Raw genomic sequence first — 20,276 nt, 5'->3', positions numbered from 1 at the left:
TTGTCGGAGGAAAATTGATGATCAAAAAAGTTTTCATTCTTAGTAGTTATGCACTTATTGCCCTTTTGATCTATCTTTACGGAGAATCACTTTTGCATTGGATACGTGAAGGTGGAGCGAATTATTTATTTTTAACAGCCATATTAGCAACCTTATTTGCCTTATTTCCCATTATCCCTTATCCGATTATAGGCGGTGTTTTAGGTGCAGCATATGGCCCGGTTTTAGGAAGTTTGATGACGTGGATCGGCTCTTCTCTCGCTTCCATTATCATGTTTTCATTTGTCCGATATGGTTATCAAGACTGGGGATTACAATTACTTCAACGATACCGGTCACTCCATAAGATTACCGTGTTATTTGAGCGCAACGCATTTATGACGATTTTTCTTACGCGCTTGATACCTGTCATCCCATCCATCATTGTCAATATCTACTCGGCTCTTAGTCGTGTTCGTTTTTTATCCTATGCAATTGCCTCATCGCTTGGGAAAGTACCATCGATGATTTTATTTGCAGTCGTTGGGAATTCATTTGTCAATGATCCTAGTCAGCTAATGATGATTGCTTTTTATTACGTCGTATTCCTTGGTGTTGTATATGGCTTTTACAGGTTATGGCAAAAATTCGCTCAAACGAAAGAAAAGCTCCCAGAATTATAGGGAGCTTTTTTGATCTGTCGTATATACAATGATTCGCTTACGTGCCTTAAGGATGCCTATTGCAATAAGAGACCCTAGAAAAGCACCTAATGTATTTAAAATCAGATCATCAATATTAGCAACTCGATGAGTAAATAAAAATTGGCTAGATTCGATAAAGAGGGAGATAACAAAGCCAATAAGCGTGACGAGCCCAACAATTCGAAGCTTTGGAAATAGCATTGGAAGCAGAAAACCTAAAGGCATAAACATCACAATATTCCCAACTAAAATTCGAATGGGAGCAATCATATCTGGGCTATAAACAGCAATTCTGTAAATACTTCGAAATGGGATCAAGTTGTAATTTCTTCCCCCTGGAGCCGCTGTACCTAGAGAAGCACCGTAGTTCCAGGCAAGCAGTGTCACATAAAATAAGGCGATTAAATAGAGGATGAAAAGAACATACAGTCCTTTTTTTTGTTGCGCTTTCTTCATGGTGCCAACACCCTTCTTGACATCTATTATCTTCTATTATTGAACCTATACCCTCTTTTGACAAGCTCTTTTCATCGACAACATTTTTTTCATTTTTTTCAACAGACATGACCTATGTAACGTCTAAAAATGAAAAAAACCTAAAGACTTGTAAAAGTCTTTAGGTTACTCATTATCCTTTTGGAGGTACATAATCAGGTTGCTCGTTACCTTTTGTGTTCATTTTCTTCCCTTTATTTGTGGGCTCTTCTCGCGGTTGAGTTCCTAGATGATTCGGTCGATATTGATTAAATGCAGTCGATTTTTTCATATTGATCCCCTCCTACTAAATAGGATGGCATCGAACAAGCATTGTCATACTGGAAAAACTTCGTTACTTGATCGCGTGACGTCGTTCCCATTTATCCTCTAATTTTTCCATTAGTTGTTTGTTATTTAAGATCTCTTCTTTGTTTTCTCTCACTAATTGCTCAAATGATACTTTTCTGACTTTTCTCAATCGAAACACTCCTCTATCTTTTTTACCAGTTTGGGGAAAAAGGAGTGTTTTTATACCTATTATCTGCCCTTTTTTAATTGGTTTGTTGTTTGCTTAGGGCTCACATAGACATTTCCAGCTTCATCAATCGTCATAAAAAAGATTTCCTTTGGATTGGCGTACCCTTCCTTATGGATCAGTTCTCGCAGCCAATCAATGGTACCAAGATTTTTTAAGTTTGCTTCAATAATGCGACCATCTTCGATTACGACTGTGGGATATCCCTTATTTGGGGTATTTTGTTTTAAATCATTAGGAGTTGCTGAATCGTAGGCTGATTTTTTGATAACACTTATTTGCCCATTCATCTCAAGGACAGCATAATCGACTTCACTTAAATCACTAGCTCCATTTAAACGCATGTCCATCATGAAAGATTCAAGTGTAACCTTCACCTTTTTTAGCTGTTGATGCAAAATAACTCCATTTCTTGCTAAAATAATGGGCTCGTCTTCAATCACCCTTCTAAAGCGAGGCGTTTTGAGTGCGATCATACTTAGTGATAAATGGATACCAGCGATCGTAGCAGCTGCTACCATAGGACCTGGAAGGGGCACAGAACCATCTGTTAAAGGTTCTCCTAAAATATCACCGATTACGACTCCAAAAATAAAATCCAGGGCATCAATGGAACCCATTGAACGCTGTCCGACAATTTTCACGATAAGAAAAATATAAACATAGACAATGGCAGCACGTACTAAAAATCCATAGATCGGTAAAGACTCAGCCCCACTCCAAAATTCCATTCCCGCTCCTCCTTACTCGCATTATGAGATAAAACCGAAGAAGGATCTTCGGTTTTATCTTCTAACATGTTTATGATTGGTCTTGCTGCTCAGGTGTATTTGTCCCTTGTTTGAATTGTGGTTCCTCATTCAATACTTGGGAATACCTACCTTCTAGTAAGGTTAGGATATTTTTTTGCTGCTCAGCTAGTTGCTCAAACAATTGCTTTGCTTGTTCGTTTTCTGTTTCTAAACTGAATTCCGTCAAGCTAGATTGCACCGATTGCGCATCGGCAATCGCTTGTTGCATTTGTGTTTGTACAGTCATTTGATCACCTAATTTTTGTTGTTTTTATTCATTTTGTTTGCTTCTACTTCTGCATATGAAGCAAATTCAGTATCTGCGTGGTTTTGCTTTCCTTGTTGTTTTGCATTGTTATTACGTTGTGCATTCGCATTGCCCTTTTTTTGACGACCCATTGAAATCATCTCCTCTTGGTGTAATGAAACGTACATTTTCTAGTGTGTGCTATCAGCAATATTTTATGTTTGTCTTTTTTAAAACAAATAAGCCACTTGCTAGGCAAGTGGCTTATCGTTTTTCTTATTGATCTTTATCTTTTTTATCGTCTTTTGAAGAGTGAACAATTTGTTCTAATAGCTTCAAGATATCGTCTTTCGATAAAGCGTCTGCTTCTTTCTCTTCTTTTGGAGCAGCTTCTTTTAAATCCAACTGCTCTGGTAATTCATTTGACTCTGATTTAGGTGCAGACGTTTCGTTAACAGCTTTTTCCTTATAACCATATTCACTCACTCGCTCGGTTTCAACGATAGGTGGCAAGGATCTTGCACGATCATCCACTTCACGGAACTCTCCTTCAACAGTCACATAACGTCTTCTCCTTGTTTCACTATCAAATAAGCTATAAACAACAGGTATGACAAATAGTGTTAAGAACGTACTACTCACCAAGCCTCCAATTACGGCTAGGGCCATAGGTTGTTGAAGCTCAGCTCCTTCACCAATTCCAAGTGCTAGAGGTACCATTCCTAAGATCGTTGTAAGAGATGTCATTAAAATTGGACGAGTACGATCTTTTACAGACACAACAAGCGCTTCAAATGTCGTCATCCCATCTGCCTTACGTTGATTGACATAATCGACCAACACGATCGCATTATTCACGACAATCCCTATCAGGACAATTAACCCAATAAAGACGGTCACACTTAGAGCTGTTTGCGTAGCAAGTAAGGCTAAGGCTACACCAATAACAACTAATGGTACGGTAAACATAATCACAAATGGCATTTTAAAGGATTCGAATTGTGCGGCCATCACTAGGTAAATAAAGATAATCGCCAACACAATCGCAAGAGCCATACTTCCAATTGAGTCTTCAAGTAACTCTTGTTCACCGCCGTAGCTAAATGTGGTTTGGTCGTCTAGTTCAACCTCATCTACAGCCTCTTCTACTAAACGGCTAATATCCCCTAAATTCGTTGATGTCGAGTAAAAAACGGTGAACTCTACTGCCTCTTCTTGTTGCATACGTTGAATCGTTGCAGGGCTTTCGCCATCTATAATTTCAGCAACTTCACTTAAAGCAACAAATTCACCATTTCCATTTTGGAGCTGAAGATTTTCAAGTGCTTCTAGATCTTCTGTAAATTCTGGATCTAGCTGAACAAAAATATCATACAAATTATTATCTTCCGTTTGCAATGCAGATGCTAATTGTCCACGTGTTAAATCATGGACTTGTTGTGCGATCTGAGCAGGGGCTAACGCATTTTCACGCGCTAACGTACGATCCACTTCAATTTGAATTTCAGGCGTTGTTTCTTCGATACTTAATTCAAGATCACGTACTTCACGAATCGTCAGTAACTCTTCTTCAAGGGCTTCTGCTGATTCGTACAGTCTCTGTGAATTAGGATCACTAATCGTAAATTGGAGCGTATTCGCTTCAGTCCCAAGAGATCCTACTGTAGATAACGAAATTTCAGCATCACGATCTGCACGACTCACATCTGATTCAATTGATTCAATGAAATCACTTGTTGAAATCGTTCGTTGATCAAGAGGTGCCATGGTGACGAAAATCTGAGCTTCGTGCCCACCTGATGATCCCCTCATGACATTTTGATCACTTGAGCCAGCCGTCGTTACAAAATCGGAAATTTCACGGTAATCATTTAATACTTCTTCTACCGCTTCCACCGTTTCCTGTGTCCGCTCAACAGTCGTACCTTGTTCAAGAGCAATGTCCACTGTAAAGTTTCCTTGATCACTATCAGGAATTAATTCAGTTCCTACATTCGTTAATCCAAAGCCACCTACAACGAGGAGAATGAACGTAATGGCAAGAACGACAAAACGATGTGTTAATACCCAGCGAATCGAACGGTCCATTCCACCCATAAAGGAGGATTGCATTCGTTTTGCTTCTCGGTTTTCGTTTGGTTTCTTTAGTATACGGCTTGCTATCATCGGTACAACTGTTAAGGCAACAAGTAATGATGCAAGTAAACTAAATGAAACAGCGAGTGCAAATTCTCTAAATAAATTTGCTACAAGTCCGCTTATAAAGACAATTGGTAAGAATACCGAAACAGTCGTTAGCGTTGAAGCAATGATTGCACCAGATACTTCTTTTGTACCTTCTAACGCTGCTTGTTTAGGTTTTTTGTTCATTGATAAATGTCGGTATATATTCTCGATCACGACAATGGCATTATCAACTAGCATCCCAATTCCAAGTGCTAATCCACCTAGACTCATTAAGTTCAAGCCGATGCCAGCAAAGTAGAGAAATGCAAAGGTGACAATGATGGAAAATGGTATTGCAATCCCGACAATTAAAGGTGTTTTCAAGTTACGAAGGAAGAAAAACAAGACGAGCATTGCTAAGATTCCCCCAAAAATAAGGGCATTTGTTACACTTATAATTGCACTATTGATAAAATTTCCTTCATCAAAGAGCATGACTGTATTTAAATCTTCATACTTTGAGTCCTCAAGCAAATCCTCTAAACGATTATTGACCGCATTAGAAACTTGAACTGTGTTTGATTCTGATTCTTTCATAATCGTAAATTGAATCGCTGGCTCTTGGTTTGCTCGTGTAATTACATCGGCATCACCTGTTGTAATCTCCACCGTTCCAACGTCTTCAATAAGAAGATCATTTCCATCTGTTCCAACGCCTACGACTAATTCAGCAATTTCTTCAACAGAAACCAATTCACTAATCACTCGTGTCGTTAAGCTTAAATCACCATTTAAGACTGTACCACCAGGCATAGAGGTGTTATGTGCCTGAATGGTCGAAACAATATCTTCTTGTGTAAGGTTATTATCGACTAACTCATCTTGATTTAATTGAATTTGTACTTCTTCAATCATACTTCCAGCTTCATCAATGTTTGCTACACCAGGAACTTTTGTTAATTCAAGTCTTAGGTCATCAACCAAATCTTGAATCTCAAGGATCTCATCCTCACCTGTGATCGCAAGTTGCATCATCGGCATCATTGAAGGGTCAAATTTTAGAAAGCTTGGTTCATTCGCATCATCAGGTAAAGGAGTTTGACGAATCGTATTAATAATATCGAGTTCGACATCATCAATCGACGTCGTCCAACTAAATTCAAGTATGATCAACGTCATCCCTTCACTTGTCGTTGAGCTGATTTTATTTAGGCCAGAAGTGGTGGCCAATTGATTCTCAAGAGGCCTGGTCACTTTATCCTCTACCTCTTCTGGACTTGCTCCAGAATAACTTGTCACGACTGCCGCAACAGGCGGATTAATATTAGGGAATAGTTGCAGAGGTAAATTAGTAATCGAGACAAAGCCGAAAATTAAAAAGATAAGCATGGCCACAATTGTGAATTTAGGCCTGCGTATTGAAAAATTTGTCATGTTTTCTTTTACTCCTTTTTGTTATAACCAGGATTTTAATGGGTTCTATCGTAAACAAGTCCTACATTTTCCTTATGTAAAAGGTATGTGCTTGATTTTTTAATCCCCCTTGAATAGTTTAATTACTTAACTGTTTTAATCCTAAATGATTTTCAAAAAGAAGGCAATTACTTTCCCTTCTCCCTAGCAAAAGTTCATCAGTTGTCCTTTTTTTCTTTCATGATGATCTCATCAAGTTTTTTTAAGGTGTCTCGTACATGATGAAGATCTTCGATTGGTAACTTCGTCAAATAAATCGTCATCATTTTCTGTTCAAGCTTAAACAATTCATGTTGAATTCTTTGTCCATTTTGCCCTAATACTAAATTTATTTCTCTGCGATTATCGTGATTGATTTCACGAATAATAATATCTTCCTCTTCTAATTGTGTCATCGATTGACTCACTGCACTTTTGGAAATCTCAAAGTACTGGGCGATCTCAGATATTGTCGTTTCAGGCTTCTTTAAAATGAGAAATAAGATGGCTACCTGTCGCTTTGTTAAATGAAATTCATTCAATATTTCTAAATCTGGGATAAAATGCTTCCCGATATTCCTCATTAAATCGTCTAATTCAATTAACACCTTTTTGTATTCTTCCATCTTCACCAACTCCAGCTTTCTATTCCATTTCATTTTTGTACTAGGTTGATTTTAACAAGCTTTCCTGTAAAAAGAAATTAATAACAAAAAAACAGCCCGCCATAAGGCAGACTGTTTTCATATTATTACGCTTTAATTTGAGCAAATTTACTGCGTAATACCATTTGTAGGATGCCACCGTGACGGTAGTAGTCCATTTCAACTTCACTATCAAAGCGTACAAGAACATCAAACTCTTTCTTGTTGCCATCTTTGTCAGTTGCAACGACTTTAACTATTTCACGAGGACGAACAGCATTCGTAATTTGTACGTCGAATGCTTCTTCACCAGTTAATCCAAGAGATTCAGCGCTATCGCCCTCTTTGAATTGAAGTGGAAGAACACCCATTAATACAAGGTTACTACGGTGGATACGCTCGTAGCTTTCAGCGATAACTGTTTTAATGCCTAGAAGGTTTGTACCTTTAGCAGCCCAGTCACGTGAGCTTCCCATACCGTAATCTTTACCAGCAAGAATAGCTAGACCTGTACTTGTTTCTTTGTATTTCATAGCCGCATCATAAATCGGCATAACGTCACCGGTAGGCCAGAATGTTGTGAAACCACCCTCTGTACCAGGAGCAATTTGGTTACGGATACGGATGTTAGCAAATGTACCTCTCATCATGACATCGTGGTTACCACGACGAGAACCATAAGAGTTGAAATCTTTCGGCTCAACGCCTTTAGAAATCAAGTATTTACCAGCAGGAGTATCTTTACCAATCGCACCAGCAGGAGAAATATGGTCAGTTGTTACAGTATCACCGAATTTACCGATTACACGTAAGCTTGATAATGGCTTGATATCTTGTGGATCTTTAGAAAGGTTCTCAAAGAATGGAGGGTTCGCAATGTAAGTAGAATCATTATTCCACTTATAAAGCGCATCATCCGTTGTTTTGATTTCGTTCCAACGATCGTTGCTATCAAATACATTATTGTATTCACGACGGAATAGTTCAGGTGTTACTGTTTCATTAACAACGTCTTTAATCTCATCAGATGTTGGCCAGATGTCTGCAAAGAATACATCTTTACCATTCTTGTCTTGTCCAATTGGATCATTTTGCAGATCAATATCCACTGTTCCTGCAAGTGCATATGCAACAACAAGTGGTGGAGAAGCAAGATAGTTCGCTTTCACTAATGGGTGAATACGTCCTTCAAAGTTACGGTTACCTGAGAGAACAGATGTTACAGTCAGATCATTAGCTGAAACTGCTGCTTCGATCTCGTCTTCAAGTGGACCAGAGTTACCAATACATGTTGTACAGCCGTAACCAACAATGTTAAAGCCTAGTTGCTCCATGTATGGTAGTAATCCTGAATCCGTTAAGTAACCAGTAACTACTTTTGAACCAGGCGCTAAAGATGTTTTCACGTATGAAGGAACATCTAGACCAAGCTCAACAGCCTTCTTCGCTACAAGACCAGCCCCAACTAATACATAAGGGTTTGAAGTATTTGTACAGCTTGTGATTGCCGCAATTGCGATCGAACCAGTTGTCATTTCTGCTTCGCGACCATCTTTAAAGCTAACAGCAACTTTTTTATTGAACTCATCTTCCGTTAAGCCAAGACCTTGTGTTCCTTGTGGAGCCACAACCGCATCACGGAAAGATTTTTGCATTCCTGAAAGTGGAATAAGATCTTGTGGACGCTTAGGACCAGACAGGTTTGCTTCAATGTCAGAAAGATCGATTTCAATTGTATCTGTGTAAACAGGATCTTCTGTTTCTCCAGCTACGTAGAATAAGTTGTTAGCACGAGAGTATTCCTCTACAAGCTTGATTTGTTCTTCAGAGCGACCAGTTAGTCTCATATAGTTAAGAGCTTCCTCGTCTACTGGGAAGAAACCACAAGTAGCACCGTATTCTGGAGCCATATTTGAGATTGTAGCACGGTCAGCTAATGGCATTTCTGTTAAACCAGGACCGAAGAATTCAACAAACTTACCAACTACTTTTTTCTCACGAAGAGCTTGTGTTACTTTAAGTGCTACGTCTGTAGCTGTTGTTCCACTTGGAAGTGTACCAACAAATTTACATCCGATAACTTCTGGAACTGGGAAGTAAGAAGGCTGTCCAAGCATACCTGCTTCAGCTTCAATACCACCAACACCCCATCCAAGTACACCAATACCATTGATCATGGTTGTATGAGAGTCAGTACCAACTAATGTATCAGGGAATGCTACTGTTTCACCGTCTTGCTCAACAGCGTGAACAACATTTGCTAAATACTCTAAGTTAACTTGGTGAACGATTCCTGTTGCTGGAGGAACAGCATTGTAATTATTGAATGCTTTTTTAGCCCAGCTAAGGAACTCGTATCGTTCTTCATTACGTTGGAATTCAAGGTTCATATTGAAATTAAGTGAATCATTTGTTCCTGCTTTGTCCACTTGTACAGAGTGGTCAATAACAAGGTCTACTGGAATTTCAGGGTTAATTTGATCAGGGTCTCCACCCATGTCAGCCATTGCTTTACGAAGAGACGCTAAGTCAACAACTGCCGGAACACCTGTAAAGTCTTGAAGAATAACGCGTGATGGTTTGAACGGAACATCAATATCTTTTAGTTCACTTGTTCCCCATTTCGCAAGGTTCTCTACATGCTCCTTCTTGATCACATAGCCATCATGTTGACGAAGCACCGATTCTAGTAAAACCTTTACTGAATATGGAAGTTTCGTAACATTACCTACTCCAGCATCTTCTAATGCCTTTAGTGAGTAGTAATTATACGTCTTTCCGTCGATTGAAAACGACGAACGTGCATTAAAAACATCATGTTTGTTTGACATATGTATACCCTCCTTCTCCAGACTATCATACCGCAAACTGTCAAAATTGTCTAAATCAATGACTGACGGTATTTTTGATAACGGATAGTAAGCGCTTTAATTTATGTACGCGCACTTCCCTCTTAAGAATAGCAAAACTTGTCTAAAGAATAAATGGATTTTTGAAATTTTGTAGACAATTCGGTAAAAAAACTCAAATTCTCGTCTGCCGCGTAAGAATTTTGTCTAATTGCACACAATAAAAATGGAGGTGAACGTCATGACAAAGAAAAAATCAAATCACATTATTTCAGGAATGAATGATGCAAGTGGTCAAGGAAAAGGAACGGGCTACAACTCACAATTCAATCAAGAATCAGCAAATGAGCCTTTAACTGAAATGGAACGCCAAAACAATAAAAAGACTAAGAAACGTCAGTAAGCGTCTCGAGCGATTGCGGGTGGGGTTCAGTTGATCATGGTGTAGATCAGCCCGATTGTTCGGCGATTTCGCCCGATTCAGGTGCGCATTCGAATAGAAACAACAAAATGAGCACCAGATGTCTCACGCTTAGGTGAGTGTCTGGTGCTTTATGTTTACATTTGTGAGCGTAATTCTTCTAATTGCTGTTGGTATTGCTCTAATTGTGCTCTTTGGTGCTCTGAAGCAACTCCTAACGCTTTTTGGATCTGCTGAGTGGCTTCATCTAGTTCTTGCTCAGCGCGCTTTGTATGATGTCCATAATCTGCTGCGTGACTATTGATGTTCCCTACAGCTTGTTCTGCTTGAACAAGTGCTTGCTGGGCTGCTTGAAAAGCTTGTTGTTTGTCTTTGTGATGTGGCATATCATGATTCCTCCTTTAGTTACTACACCTTTAGGTTTCGAAAAATCCCATTAAATATTCGTATAGTGATAAAAGAATTCCTCATACTAACGATTAGGAGGGATGATGATGACTGAACGCAACACATTTAAAAGCCAACGTAAAAATGCACCTAAAGGAAATAACCCAGGACAACCAGAACCGATGAGCGGCTCTAAAAAAGTTAAAAAAGCCAATCATGTAGGCCAAACAGACGGCGAAGGTTAAATCACGATAAAAAAGGCACTCTTCTACTACGCAAGAGTGCCTTTCCTCTTATTGTTTCTCTCGATCCTTTGCTTGCTTCCGACGCTTTCTGCGGATCTCATATCGTTCTTCAGCACCTGAATAATGCCATTTTTCTTCTTCCGATTCAGTGATGACTTGTGGTACTGCTTTTGGCTTCCCCTTTTCATCTAGTGCAACAAATGTTAGATAAGAAGTAGCCGTTAAACGTCTTTCTCCGGTGATCAAATCCTCTGCTTCTACCTTCACAAACACTTCCATCGATGTTTTTCTGGTATACGATACATACCCTTCTAAGCAAATGGCTTCACCTGTTCGAATCGGTGAAATAAAGTCTAAACTATCACTTGATGCCGTAACAACTTGAGACCTCGCATGACGCATAGCTGCAATACTAGCTACCTTATCTATATACGCCATCACATTTCCACCAAAAATCGTGCCATGATAATTTGTATCTGGTGGGAGGACAATATCTGTTAAGACCGTTTTTGATTGTGCACTTGTTTTTGAATTCAATTGTTTACACTTCCTTTGCTCGCTCTAACTGACGTACTAGATCCTCGTATTCACTACTGGCAATCGTTCTAAAGTCTAAAGCGATTTTGTCATCTTTTATTCTTGTTACAACAGCCGGCTCGCCCACTCGTAATGCTTCAATCATCTCAACCGTCTTTTTGTTTGGATAAGCAAGGAGCAACAGCCATGTCTCAAGCTCCACATCTGGCATCGTCCCTCCACCGACCATCGAGACATCTTGAACGAGTTCACACTCCCACTTTTCTTGAAGCATCTTTCTAAACTGTTCTGCTTCTTGCTTCACTTCATCTTGAGTCTTTGTAATCATCTGAAGCGTAGGGATCTCACTCAAGGCCTTTTTTGAATCTACATAGGCTTTCAACGTTGCCTCAAGGGCTGCCAGTGTCATTTTATCTACTCTCAACACACGCGCTAATTGATGTTTCTTTAATTGATCAATCAAATGCTTTCTTCCAGCAATAATCCCTGCTTGAGGACCTCCAAGCAGCTTATCACCACTAAATGTGACAAGGTCAATACCGCTACCTAGGGCTTCTTTGACATGCGGCTCATCGCCAATCCCATGTTTTCTAAGATCATACAGAGCGCCACTGCCTAAGTCTTCATACAAAATGACATCATTCTCTTTTGATAGTGTAACCAATTTACTTGCTTCTACTGCGCTTGTGAAGCCGATTGTTTTGAAGTTGCTTGTATGAACCTTCATAATCATCGACGTCTCGTCTGTTATTGCTTCCTCGTAATCCTTGTAATGGGTTTTATTTGTCGTACCAACCTCTACTAGCTCGGCACCACTTTCTTTCATAATCGACGACACCCGAAACGAACCGCCAATTTCAACAAGTTCTCCCCTGGATACGATCACTTCTTTTTCAGTAGCTAGCGCTTTTAACACGAGGTAGACCGCCGCGGCGTTGTTATTAACGACCATCGCCGCTTCGCCACCTGTTACTTCTTTGACGATTTCTTCAATCAAATCATGTCTAGAACCTCGTACCCCTTTTTCTAACTGATACTCTAAATTGGAGTAGGAAGAAGCCGCCACATTCACTTGCTTCATTGCTTCTTTACTAAGTTTCGCTCTGCCTAAGTTCGTATGCAGAACTGTACCTGTTCCGTTAATAACACGTCTAAACGTATAGCTTGAGTGCTTACTAAGGCGTTCTGAAACAGCTTGCATGATCCAATCCTCTATATGTATCTGCACGTCCCACACACCTGCAAGCATTTGCGCTCTTACTTCAGCGACCGCCTCTTGTAACCATTCCGTTGCCTTATCATGTGAAATTGATGAATCGTTACTAAGCTTGTTGAAAGCTTCTGATTTTTGTAATTCATGAATCGGCGGTATTTGTCTTAATAATGATTGATTCATCTGTATGTAGCTCCTTTACTTGGGCGATTTTCACCTTCATATTGAAGGGGAAAAAGCACCTAGAAAGGTGCTTTTTCCATTATTTATTCATAGCTTCCATTTTCTTAATGACATCATCTGACTTTGGAAAAACACCCGTTTCCTTTTTCGAGTGAAGTGTCTCCCCATTTACTACTACTTCAAACACACCACCAGAACTAGTCACTAATTTCACTTCAGCAATATGTCCTTTAAAATGATCTAAAATATCGTCCGTGAAACTCACGGCTTTTGGTGCAAAGTTTCACATCATGCAAAATTCAACAGTAACTGTGTATTTCATCCTAAATCAAACTCCTTTACAGTTTTTTCATCTCTATTGTAGGATAAGATGTAGTAGGATGCAAAACAATATGCGCATCCCCTATCGTCTTTTGACGATTAGAAGCTAGGAGGTGTCCTCGTTGGACAAACAAGAGAAGATTCGCTTAACATCATTTTCAACAAAAGCTGGTTGAGGATGCAAAATTGGTCCTGAAGACCTGACGCAAGTTTTGCGTCATTTACCAAAACAAACACATGACCCTAACCTACTAGTTGGGCTAGAAACATCCGATGATGCAGGAGCCTATCGCTTAACTGATGAGCTTGCAATGATTCAGACGGTTGACTACTTTACTCCTGTTGTCGATGATCCATATATGTTTGGTCAGATTGCAGCTGCCAATGCCTTAAGTGATGTGTATGCAATGGGTGGCAAACCGACGACTGTTCTAAACATCGTTGGCTTCCCGATTAAAAAACTTCCACCTGAAATGCTCGCTGATATTTTACGCGGCGCTGCAGATAAGGTGAAGGAAGCTGATGCGATTATTGTCGGTGGACACTCCATCGATGACCAAGAACCGAAGTTCGGTTTATCGGTGACTGGCCTTGCGCATCCTGATCGCATTTTTAAAAACGTTGGTGCTAAGCCCGGTGACCTCTTAGTTTTAACGAAGCCAATTGGAGTCGGCATTTTAACGACTGGTATTAAGCGTGAAGCCGTAACAGCTGAGCAAGAAGAAGCGGTCACACAAACAATGGCTTCGCTTAACAAAGTTGCTGCTGAAACCTTAGAAGGCCTTAACCCTCATGCCGTCACGGACGTAACAGGCTTTGGCTTACTTGGTCATAGCTTAGAGATGGCAAAAGGTAGTGAGATCAGCTTTGAGATTCAATCTTCATCTGTTCCGATGTTAGAAGGAACAAGAGAATTGGCTGAGCAAGGAATCGTTCCAGGCGGATCAAAAGCCAATGAACGCTGGATTGCATCATCTGTTCACTATGCACCAGAGATTACGGATGTTGATAAAAGCATCCTATGTGATGCGATCACTTCAGGTGGCTTGCTCGTCAGCTTAACAGAAGATGAAGCTCATCAATATGTAGAAGCGATGCAAAGCAAAGGATTAACGGCAGAGATCATCGGATCAGTCACAGCAAAAAAAGAATTTCCACTTTACGTAACAATCTAAGAAAAAAACGATTCAGCCGCATGGCTGAATCGTTTTTTATTGATAAATCTTCGCAAACATCTCATCTGTCAACGCACTTGGTTGATCATCAAAGATTAGCTTGCCTTCTTTAAACGCAATGATGCGAGTCGCAAATTTCTTCGCCAGCTCTACATCATGAACATTAATCAACGTAAGCAAATTCCGCTCATCATGAATGTTTCGCAGCAATTGAAAAATTCGCTCCGACGTTGTTGGATCAAGACTTGCAACAGGCTCATCGCCTAAAACAAGACTTGGCTTTTGCATCAACGCCCGCGCAATGCCTACTCGTTGTTTTTGCCCACCACTAAGGGACTCAACTCGTTGATCACGGAATCGATCAAGCTCAACTTCCTGCAACGCTTGATTGGCACTTTTTAATTCCTTCTCGTCAAATAAACCTAGTAGATTTTTATAAGCTGGACGGCTGCCAAATGAACCGGTGAGTGTATTTTGAAAAACAGACATTCTCGGAATCAAATTAAAATGTTGAAAGATCATCACCATTTCCGAACGAACATCACGCATCGCTCGTTCACTTAGACTCGTTAACTCTGTCCCATTCCATTGAATCGAACCAGCTGATGACTTAACAAGACGATTGATGCAGCGAATAAACGTTGATTTCCCTGCACCACTTCTACCTAAAATACAAATGAACTCGCCTTTATTCATCGAGACACTCACCTGATCAAGGGCAGGCTCCGTTGCTTTAGGATACGTAACGGTTAAATTAGAAATTTCTAGCATCATCTATTCTCCTTAAATCACTCTCGCTCGAATTCGTCCGCCAACGACATCAACTATGATAACCAAGATCATAATACAGATGATATCAAGAGCAACAGCCGTGTAATAGAAGCTTTGGAAGTGGTTAAATAGCTGCTGTCCAATTCCTCCTCCTCCAATAAAACCAAGGATTAAAGAGGTACGAATCGCCACTTCAAAGCGATAGAAATAATGCGATAGGATATTCGGCCAAATTTGTGGAAGAATCGAAAATAAGTGACCGACCCACCTTGTAGCCCCCACTGATTTCATCGCCTCTTGAGGACCATCATCAGCCGCTTCAATTAATTCTGAGATCAGCTTTCCTAATACCCCAATATTGTGCAAAATAATCGCGAGCACTGCAGCAAATGGACCCAATCCAAAAGCTGTCACAAAGATCAACCCAAAGACGATCTCAGGAATCGAACGTAATCCACTCAATGAGGAGCGAACAGAACCATACATCAGTCTTGAACCACTTGTATTTCTGGCAGCTAAGAAACTAAGCGGCAAGGCGATCAGTAACGCAAAGAACGTTCCTAAAAAGGCCATTGCAAGCGTCACTAAACTCTCGCGTGCCATTCTCGGGAATAACGACCACTCTACTGGGAAAAATCGAGAACGAACCATTTCAAAAATATTTGGGATTTGAGCGAGTTTTCTCCACTCAAATCCCGTCATATTCATGCTCCACCAGATCGCAATGAGTAAGAAAAGAAGATAGAAAAGATATCTAGGCTTGAACCAAACCATAACGGCTCCCCTATTCTTCTAGCTTCAGCATATCGAATTCTCGTGCAGCTTCCAGTACGTCTGCATATTGAGTATCATCTGCTTCTACAAATGAAGACGCACCACCGAAAATACGAAGAATTTCTTCATCTGTAATGTCATAAAAGGCAGCTCGAATCTCTTCAATTTCTTCATCAGTCATTTCACTCGGTACGACCCAAGGGTATTGATACAACTGATCCGACTGCCAAATCACTTTAATATCATCACGTAATGAACCACCATTTGCTTCATCATCTTTCATTAATGATTCTAAAATTGCACTATCAACTGCGCCCGCTTCAACCGTTTGATCTTGGACAAGCGTTGTGACGACATCATGTGATCCTGCAAACTGAATTTGAGCAAAATCATTATCTAAATCATCTTCGTAATGACCGCGATTACGAAGCTCTAATCCGGGAATTAAATGTCCCGATGTTGAGGAGTTACTGGCAAAAGCAAAGTTAACGTCCGCTCGATCTTCAAGCATGTCCTCAAGCGTTTCCCATTCCGAATCTGCATGAGTGATGATGTAAGAGTAATAATACGGCTCCCCGTCAATCTCTTGCGTAATAATCGCTTGTGCACCACTTTGTTCATGAGCAATTAAATAAGTAAGTGGTCCAAGGAATGCTAAGTCAATATGATTGTAATTTAACGCTTCCACTACGGCATTGTAGTTTGGATATTGAACGACCTCTACTTCACGATCCAAAGCTTCGTTTAAATGTTCTTCTAAATTATTCAATCCCGTTTCCATTTCCCCTGTTGACTGCGATGGAATAACGGCTACTTCAAACACTTCACTTGACGCTTCTCCACCTGTTGATTCATCTGCCTCATCCGTTGAAGGGGCAGGGGCATCATCGCCTCCGCCACATGCTGCAAGTGTAAAGGCTAGTCCAACTGTAACAAACCACTTCTTCATTGTATCTCTCCATTCTACTCGTTTCCTACTTTTTTACATGAAATGAATCTACCACCACAGAGGGCATTTGTAAAGAAATGTCCCTTTTTATGTGGCAGTAGATTCAGTGTTTCACTCTTTTTTCAGTTGTCTACGTGAAAGAAAGAAAAACGGAAGGGGGATGAGGATCCATGCAATGTTTTTAAGTAATTGATTGATGGCTTGGGTTCGCTGCATCTCGATTTGCTCTTCTTGCATCTGTTCATACATAACTCGAAGTTCTTCTTCTGTTTTATCAAAATTCGGTGTTGATTCATGATTCATCTTAAAATCTTGATACGAATAATAATAAGGGCTCGGAGCGACAAGGTCAGAGAGATTCATCGCCATAGCGACCCCGCCCCCAATCATCATCACAAGTGTTATGAACATCACAGCATAGTAGTAAATCAATCGAACCATCCTAATCCCCCCTTTAGTTAATTGCCTTACGTATACAATGACGATAAACGTCTACATACGCACTGATTTCAGCAGTAAGTTGATGATGTTTAGCCACATAGCGACGGCCTTGCTCAGCCACGTTTGAGGCTTTTAGCGGGTCAGACATTAGCTCACATATAATTTCTTTAAATTGCTGATTCGAATGAAAAAGAAAACCGGTATCCTGATCAATCACGACACTTCGATTACCAGGGATGTCCCGAGCGATCACGACCTTCCCGACGTGCATCGCTTCAAGCAATGCAGTCGGTTGACCTTCTGATAAGGAAGAATTAATGACAATATCCGCCTGTTCATAAATATGATGCATTTCCTCTAAAGATACTTCGCCAATATAGCTAAACCATGAATTATTTTTTTCTCGCTCTCTCACTTCTGTTAACAGGGAATCGTCTAACGCAGCTCCTACAAATACGACCTTCAGCTCGGGATAGTCTGCGGCAAGCTCTTTGAATGCTTCCCATACATAGAATATATCTTTTACTGCTCGTAATCCAGCAGGAAGCACGATTACTGGATCTCCTTTTGGCAACTCATTTGTTGTCTGTTTCGCATCAGGTAACCAAATGCTTTGCGGAATGACATGCGTTCGTTCTACTAGTTCAGGATAAGAATCCTCTATTTTTCGCTTCCCATCCTCTGTGAACACGGTAACAGAACAAGAATCATCTGCTACATTACCCATTAAATCACGAGCATATGTGTCGGCTAAATCTTCATTGATATCTGTGCCCCCTGAAGTAAGCACATAGGGTTTTTCGAGCGTGATCTCCTGCTGTTTCTGCCAGCTGGCGAATCGTCTTAAATGAAGAATATGATACAAGTCAACTGCTAGGAGGATTTGCTGCCACTGATGAGACCAATTCTCCTCTTCATAAGCAAAGACAAACACTTCTATATCCATAAGACGCAGCCCATGCACAATTCGTTTCGCCGTCGTCGCATTTCCACGATTTTGATTGTAGTAAGGGGTAAAAAATAAGATTTTCATATTACTCGCTCATCCATTCCTCAAGATGACTCGTCATCCAGATTCTTTCTTGTTCATCACGTTTGGTTAGCTTTAATTCATCTAGCTTCTCTAAAAAGGGCACTAAATACTTGCGTGATAAACCGGTAGCTTCCTTCGCATCCTGCAAGCTGAAACGCTCACTTGTCTCATCATTTAACCTATGGACCATCTTTTTAAATGGCACATGGTGAATAAATAACTTCTCATCTAAACCAAACACGAGCTCCTCTTGAGTCGCATAATGAATCAGTTCGTCGGTCAAATTAGATGGCAGCTGTTGGTTTGCTAAATGCTCTACTAGCGGTGATACTTTAAAGTCTTCTTTTTCCAATGTATCTAATGCATTGTACACTCGCTTCTCCCATTTTAGTGGAGGGTGCGGGGTGTGGTCAGTAAGAGCTACCGTCGGACCTATCACATTGATTGCTTGCTTCTCTGCCTCGTGATTAATCACGGTTTCGACTAATCCTTTTGAGAACGTCGATTTATTGGCTTGAATCAGTTCCGCTTTAGGCATTCCTTTTCTCATCGGAAATTCCTCATGATACGTAGATAGATCATGCTGGATCGTCCTCGTTACTAAATTCAACACATCCGTGCTTGTCACCTCTTGGCCATTAAGCTTCACAAATGCCTCTCCACTAATGACGGATTTGACCGTTTCTGCTTGTAATCCGGTATGTGAAATTAAATCTTTGATAGAAAGCACTTTTTTCTCAAGAAGAGCGTCCGTAATTAATTCCTCTGGCGTGCCTTCTCTTTTCTTCGCAAGCATGTGAATCGTTTCCTCACCAAATTTATATCGTTTTCCGTGCGCATCAATTACTTGACCTCCGCCTATTGTTTCCATTGGAGAAGGACGTCTGATAATGAAACGATCCCCTCTTCTTGTCACAACTGGAGCATCCAAACGCAATTGACATAGCACTTCATTTGGATCAGCCGTCAATTCATTCCGGTCAAAAAAGACAATTTTCCCGTATACTTCTGATGTTCCGAGATGCAATTTGATCGCTTGTCGTTGTTTCATGACATGATCAAGATTGGCCACTGTTTGCAAGGCGATATCGATCGTTTCCGTTGATTCATATTGGCTCGGTGCACAAATGACATCCCCACGCTTCAATGTTGATTTCTCAATTCCACCTAAATTGATCGCCACCCGTTGCCCAGCTTGTCCGGATGCTCTCGTTTCGTGATGCACTTGAAGCTGTCTCGCACGGACTAATCCACCTTGAGGCAACACTTCGACCATGTCCCCTTCTTGGACCATGCCTTCATAAACGGTGCCTCTTACCACTGTCCCTTGTCCGTGGACAGTGAAAACTTGATCAATTGGGAGTCTGAATGAACCATTGGCATTTCGTTCAGGGATGTTCGTTAACTCTTTGATTAAGCCTTCTTTTAACTGCTCTAAACCTACTTCTTCTATGCTATCGACAAAAAAGAACGGTTGCTCTGCTAAAAAGGTGCCTTCAATCGATTCTTCGATATCCATTTGGGCAAGCTCTAGCATTTCCTCGTCCACTTTATTGATCTTCGTGACGACGATTACCCCACGTTTGATCCCGAGTAAAGTGAGAATATCTAAATGCTCGCGCGTTTGCGGCATCACTCCTTCATCCGCTGCAATCACGAGCATCACCATATCAATCCCAGCGACACCGGCAATCATTTGCCTAATGAAGCGCTCATGTCCTGGCACATCAATAATCGAGACTTCCATCTCATCAGATAAGGAAAGCGGCGCATAGCCAAGCTCTATAGAAATGTTACGCTCCTGCTCTTCCTTTAATCGATCTGTGTAGACATTCGTTAATGCTTTGGTTAAAGAGGTCTTGCCGTGATCAATATGTCCAGCCATTCCGATCGTGTAATGTTTTTTCAAAACTAGCCACTTCCTTTGTGATCCGTATGTACATCGTCTTATCATACTACACGCGCTAAGTCAGTTAAAAGGG

At 40.6% G+C, this 20,276-nt stretch carries 23 protein-coding genes; 4 read left to right on the top strand and 19 right to left on the bottom strand.

Going from position 1 to position 20,276, the window contains the following annotated elements:
• Positions 1-17 precede the first annotated feature (17 nt).
• Positions 18-662 (top strand): TVP38/TMEM64 family protein, encoded by a 645-nt coding sequence (locus AB3N04_RS19365; RefSeq protein ID WP_368504187.1) that lies wholly within the window; start codon positions 18-20, stop codon positions 660-662.
• Here AB3N04_RS19365 and AB3N04_RS19360 read toward each other — a convergent pair.
• The 9 genes from AB3N04_RS19360 to acnA all read right to left on the bottom strand — a co-directional run bounded on the left by AB3N04_RS19360 (position 657) and on the right by acnA (position 9,826).
• Positions 657-1,139, bottom strand: coding sequence for a VanZ family protein (locus tag AB3N04_RS19360; protein ID WP_368504186.1), 483 nt, complete (start codon positions 1,137-1,139; stop codon positions 657-659). The genes AB3N04_RS19365 and AB3N04_RS19360 overlap by 6 nt on opposite strands.
• Positions 1,140-1,311: 172 nt before the next feature.
• A complete protein-coding gene (locus AB3N04_RS19355) occupies positions 1,312-1,449 on the bottom strand; it encodes an acid-soluble spore protein N (RefSeq protein ID WP_317121155.1) in 138 nt (45 codons plus the stop codon).
• 63 nt (positions 1,450-1,512) lie between these two features.
• Positions 1,513-1,638, bottom strand: coding sequence for an FbpB family small basic protein (locus tag AB3N04_RS19350; protein WP_368504185.1), 126 nt, complete (start codon positions 1,636-1,638; stop codon positions 1,513-1,515).
• A 59-nt stretch (positions 1,639-1,697) separates the two neighbouring features.
• Entirely contained in the window at positions 1,698-2,426 is a 729-nt protein-coding gene (locus AB3N04_RS19345) for a DUF421 domain-containing protein (protein WP_368504184.1), read from the bottom strand.
• A gap of 70 nt (positions 2,427-2,496) precedes the next feature.
• Complete coding sequence (locus AB3N04_RS19340; protein ID WP_368504183.1) at positions 2,497-2,733, bottom strand: DUF1657 domain-containing protein; 237 nt, start codon at positions 2,731-2,733, stop codon at positions 2,497-2,499.
• Positions 2,734-2,741: 8 nt separating this feature from the next.
• Complete coding sequence (locus AB3N04_RS19335) at positions 2,742-2,885, bottom strand: hypothetical protein (RefSeq protein WP_368504182.1); 144 nt, start codon at positions 2,883-2,885, stop codon at positions 2,742-2,744.
• 124 nt (positions 2,886-3,009) lie between these two features.
• Complete coding sequence (locus AB3N04_RS19330) at positions 3,010-6,333, bottom strand: efflux RND transporter permease subunit (RefSeq protein WP_368504181.1); 3,324 nt, start codon at positions 6,331-6,333, stop codon at positions 3,010-3,012.
• A 197-nt stretch (positions 6,334-6,530) separates the two neighbouring features.
• On the bottom strand, positions 6,531-6,977 hold the full coding sequence (locus tag AB3N04_RS19325) for a MarR family winged helix-turn-helix transcriptional regulator (RefSeq protein ID WP_368504180.1): 447 nt from the start codon (positions 6,975-6,977) through the stop codon (positions 6,531-6,533).
• A 125-nt stretch (positions 6,978-7,102) separates the two neighbouring features.
• Entirely contained in the window at positions 7,103-9,826 is a 2,724-nt protein-coding gene (acnA, locus tag AB3N04_RS19320; protein ID WP_368504179.1) for an aconitate hydratase AcnA, read from the bottom strand.
• Between the two features lie 259 nt (positions 9,827-10,085).
• Between acnA and sspO the strand changes: the two genes are divergently transcribed.
• Entirely contained in the window at positions 10,086-10,247 is a 162-nt protein-coding gene (gene sspO / locus AB3N04_RS19315; RefSeq protein WP_317121163.1) for a small acid-soluble spore protein O, read from the top strand.
• A 155-nt stretch (positions 10,248-10,402) separates the two neighbouring features.
• On the opposite strand, the gene AB3N04_RS19310 is transcribed toward sspO, so the two are convergent.
• Positions 10,403-10,651, bottom strand: coding sequence for a hypothetical protein (locus AB3N04_RS19310; protein WP_317121164.1), 249 nt, complete (start codon positions 10,649-10,651; stop codon positions 10,403-10,405).
• 108 nt (positions 10,652-10,759) lie between these two features.
• On the opposite strand from AB3N04_RS19310, the gene AB3N04_RS19305 reads away from it, so the two are divergent.
• A complete protein-coding gene (locus AB3N04_RS19305; protein ID WP_317121165.1) occupies positions 10,760-10,897 on the top strand; it encodes a small acid-soluble spore protein P in 138 nt (45 codons plus the stop codon).
• 48 nt (positions 10,898-10,945) lie between these two features.
• Here the strand turns inward: AB3N04_RS19305 and AB3N04_RS19300 are convergent, their stop codons facing one another.
• The 3 genes from AB3N04_RS19300 to AB3N04_RS19290 form a co-directional block, all read right to left on the bottom strand.
• On the bottom strand, positions 10,946-11,434 hold the full coding sequence (locus AB3N04_RS19300; RefSeq protein WP_368504178.1) for an acyl-CoA thioesterase: 489 nt from the start codon (positions 11,432-11,434) through the stop codon (positions 10,946-10,948).
• Positions 11,435-11,438: 4 nt separating this feature from the next.
• Positions 11,439-12,830 (bottom strand): L-seryl-tRNA(Sec) selenium transferase, encoded by a 1,392-nt coding sequence (gene selA, locus AB3N04_RS19295; protein WP_368504177.1) that lies wholly within the window; start codon positions 12,828-12,830, stop codon positions 11,439-11,441.
• A 79-nt stretch (positions 12,831-12,909) separates the two neighbouring features.
• Positions 12,910-13,095 (bottom strand): Rdx family protein, encoded by a 186-nt coding sequence (locus AB3N04_RS19290; protein WP_368504176.1) that lies wholly within the window; start codon positions 13,093-13,095, stop codon positions 12,910-12,912.
• Positions 13,096-13,264: 169 nt separating this feature from the next.
• On the opposite strand from AB3N04_RS19290, the gene selD reads away from it, so the two are divergent.
• Positions 13,265-14,326 carry a selenide, water dikinase SelD gene (gene selD / locus AB3N04_RS19285; RefSeq protein WP_368504175.1) on the top strand — a complete coding sequence of 354 codons (1,062 nt, stop codon included), beginning with the start codon at positions 13,265-13,267 and terminating at the stop codon, positions 14,324-14,326.
• 36 nt (positions 14,327-14,362) lie between these two features.
• Here selD and phnC read toward each other — a convergent pair whose 3' ends face one another.
• From phnC to selB, 6 genes are all read right to left on the bottom strand, one after another.
• On the bottom strand, positions 14,363-15,100 hold the full coding sequence (gene phnC, locus AB3N04_RS19280) for a phosphonate ABC transporter ATP-binding protein (protein WP_368504174.1): 738 nt from the start codon (positions 15,098-15,100) through the stop codon (positions 14,363-14,365).
• 9 nt (positions 15,101-15,109) lie between these two features.
• Positions 15,110-15,871, bottom strand: coding sequence for a phosphonate ABC transporter, permease protein PhnE (phnE, locus tag AB3N04_RS19275; protein ID WP_368504173.1), 762 nt, complete (start codon positions 15,869-15,871; stop codon positions 15,110-15,112).
• A 10-nt stretch (positions 15,872-15,881) separates the two neighbouring features.
• A complete protein-coding gene (gene phnD / locus AB3N04_RS19270) occupies positions 15,882-16,820 on the bottom strand; it encodes a phosphate/phosphite/phosphonate ABC transporter substrate-binding protein (RefSeq protein WP_368504172.1) in 939 nt (312 codons plus the stop codon).
• Positions 16,821-16,931: 111 nt separating this feature from the next.
• Positions 16,932-17,261 carry a hypothetical protein gene (locus tag AB3N04_RS19265; protein ID WP_368504171.1) on the bottom strand — a complete coding sequence of 110 codons (330 nt, stop codon included), beginning with the start codon at positions 17,259-17,261 and terminating at the stop codon, positions 16,932-16,934.
• Positions 17,262-17,274: 13 nt separating this feature from the next.
• Positions 17,275-18,294, bottom strand: coding sequence for a glycosyltransferase (locus AB3N04_RS19260; RefSeq protein WP_368504170.1), 1,020 nt, complete (start codon positions 18,292-18,294; stop codon positions 17,275-17,277).
• A gap of 1 nt (position 18,295) precedes the next feature.
• The gene (gene selB, locus AB3N04_RS19255) at positions 18,296-20,203 is read right to left on the bottom strand and encodes a selenocysteine-specific translation elongation factor (RefSeq protein ID WP_368504169.1); all 1,908 of its coding nucleotides are present in this window, start codon (positions 20,201-20,203) and stop codon (positions 18,296-18,298) included.
• Between the last annotated feature and the right edge of the window lie 73 nt (positions 20,204-20,276).

It is taken from the genome of Alkalihalophilus sp. As8PL, assembly GCF_040939795.1.
Lineage (GTDB): Bacteria > Bacillota > Bacilli > Bacillales > Bacillaceae_D > Alkalihalophilus > Alkalihalophilus lindianensis.
This window is presented reverse-complemented; position numbering and strand designations above follow the sequence as displayed.

What these genes read in the sequence shown, in the direction of transcription:
- AB3N04_RS19365 (WP_368504187.1), top strand. Translation starts at nt 18, where the DNA reads ATGATCAAAAAAGTTTTCATTCTTAGTAGTTATGCACTTATTGCCCTT.
- AB3N04_RS19360 (WP_368504186.1), bottom strand. Translation starts at nt 1,139, where the DNA reads ATGAAGAAAGCGCAACAAAAAAAAGGACTGTATGTTCTTTTCATCCTC.
- AB3N04_RS19355 (WP_317121155.1), bottom strand. Translation starts at nt 1,449, where the DNA reads ATGAAAAAATCGACTGCATTTAATCAATATCGACCGAATCATCTAGGA.
- AB3N04_RS19345 (WP_368504184.1), bottom strand. Translation starts at nt 2,426, where the DNA reads ATGGAATTTTGGAGTGGGGCTGAGTCTTTACCGATCTATGGATTTTTA.
- AB3N04_RS19340 (WP_368504183.1), bottom strand. Translation starts at nt 2,733, where the DNA reads ATGACTGTACAAACACAAATGCAACAAGCGATTGCCGATGCGCAATCG.
- AB3N04_RS19335 (WP_368504182.1), bottom strand. Translation starts at nt 2,885, where the DNA reads ATGGGTCGTCAAAAAAAGGGCAATGCGAATGCACAACGTAATAACAAT.
- AB3N04_RS19330 (WP_368504181.1), bottom strand. Translation starts at nt 6,333, where the DNA reads ATGACAAATTTTTCAATACGCAGGCCTAAATTCACAATTGTGGCCATG.
- AB3N04_RS19325 (WP_368504180.1), bottom strand. Translation starts at nt 6,977, where the DNA reads ATGGAAGAATACAAAAAGGTGTTAATTGAATTAGACGATTTAATGAGG.
- acnA (WP_368504179.1), bottom strand. Translation starts at nt 9,826, where the DNA reads ATGTCAAACAAACATGATGTTTTTAATGCACGTTCGTCGTTTTCAATC.
- sspO (WP_317121163.1), top strand. Translation starts at nt 10,086, where the DNA reads ATGACAAAGAAAAAATCAAATCACATTATTTCAGGAATGAATGATGCA.
- AB3N04_RS19310 (WP_317121164.1), bottom strand. Translation starts at nt 10,651, where the DNA reads ATGCCACATCACAAAGACAAACAACAAGCTTTTCAAGCAGCCCAGCAA.
- AB3N04_RS19305 (WP_317121165.1), top strand. Translation starts at nt 10,760, where the DNA reads ATGACTGAACGCAACACATTTAAAAGCCAACGTAAAAATGCACCTAAA.
- selA (WP_368504177.1), bottom strand. Translation starts at nt 12,830, where the DNA reads ATGAATCAATCATTATTAAGACAAATACCGCCGATTCATGAATTACAA.
- phnC (WP_368504174.1), bottom strand. Translation starts at nt 15,100, where the DNA reads ATGATGCTAGAAATTTCTAATTTAACCGTTACGTATCCTAAAGCAACG.
- phnE (WP_368504173.1), bottom strand. Translation starts at nt 15,871, where the DNA reads ATGGTTTGGTTCAAGCCTAGATATCTTTTCTATCTTCTTTTCTTACTC.
- phnD (WP_368504172.1), bottom strand. Translation starts at nt 16,820, where the DNA reads ATGAAGAAGTGGTTTGTTACAGTTGGACTAGCCTTTACACTTGCAGCA.
- AB3N04_RS19265 (WP_368504171.1), bottom strand. Translation starts at nt 17,261, where the DNA reads ATGGTTCGATTGATTTACTACTATGCTGTGATGTTCATAACACTTGTG.
- AB3N04_RS19260 (WP_368504170.1), bottom strand. Translation starts at nt 18,294, where the DNA reads ATGAAAATCTTATTTTTTACCCCTTACTACAATCAAAATCGTGGAAAT.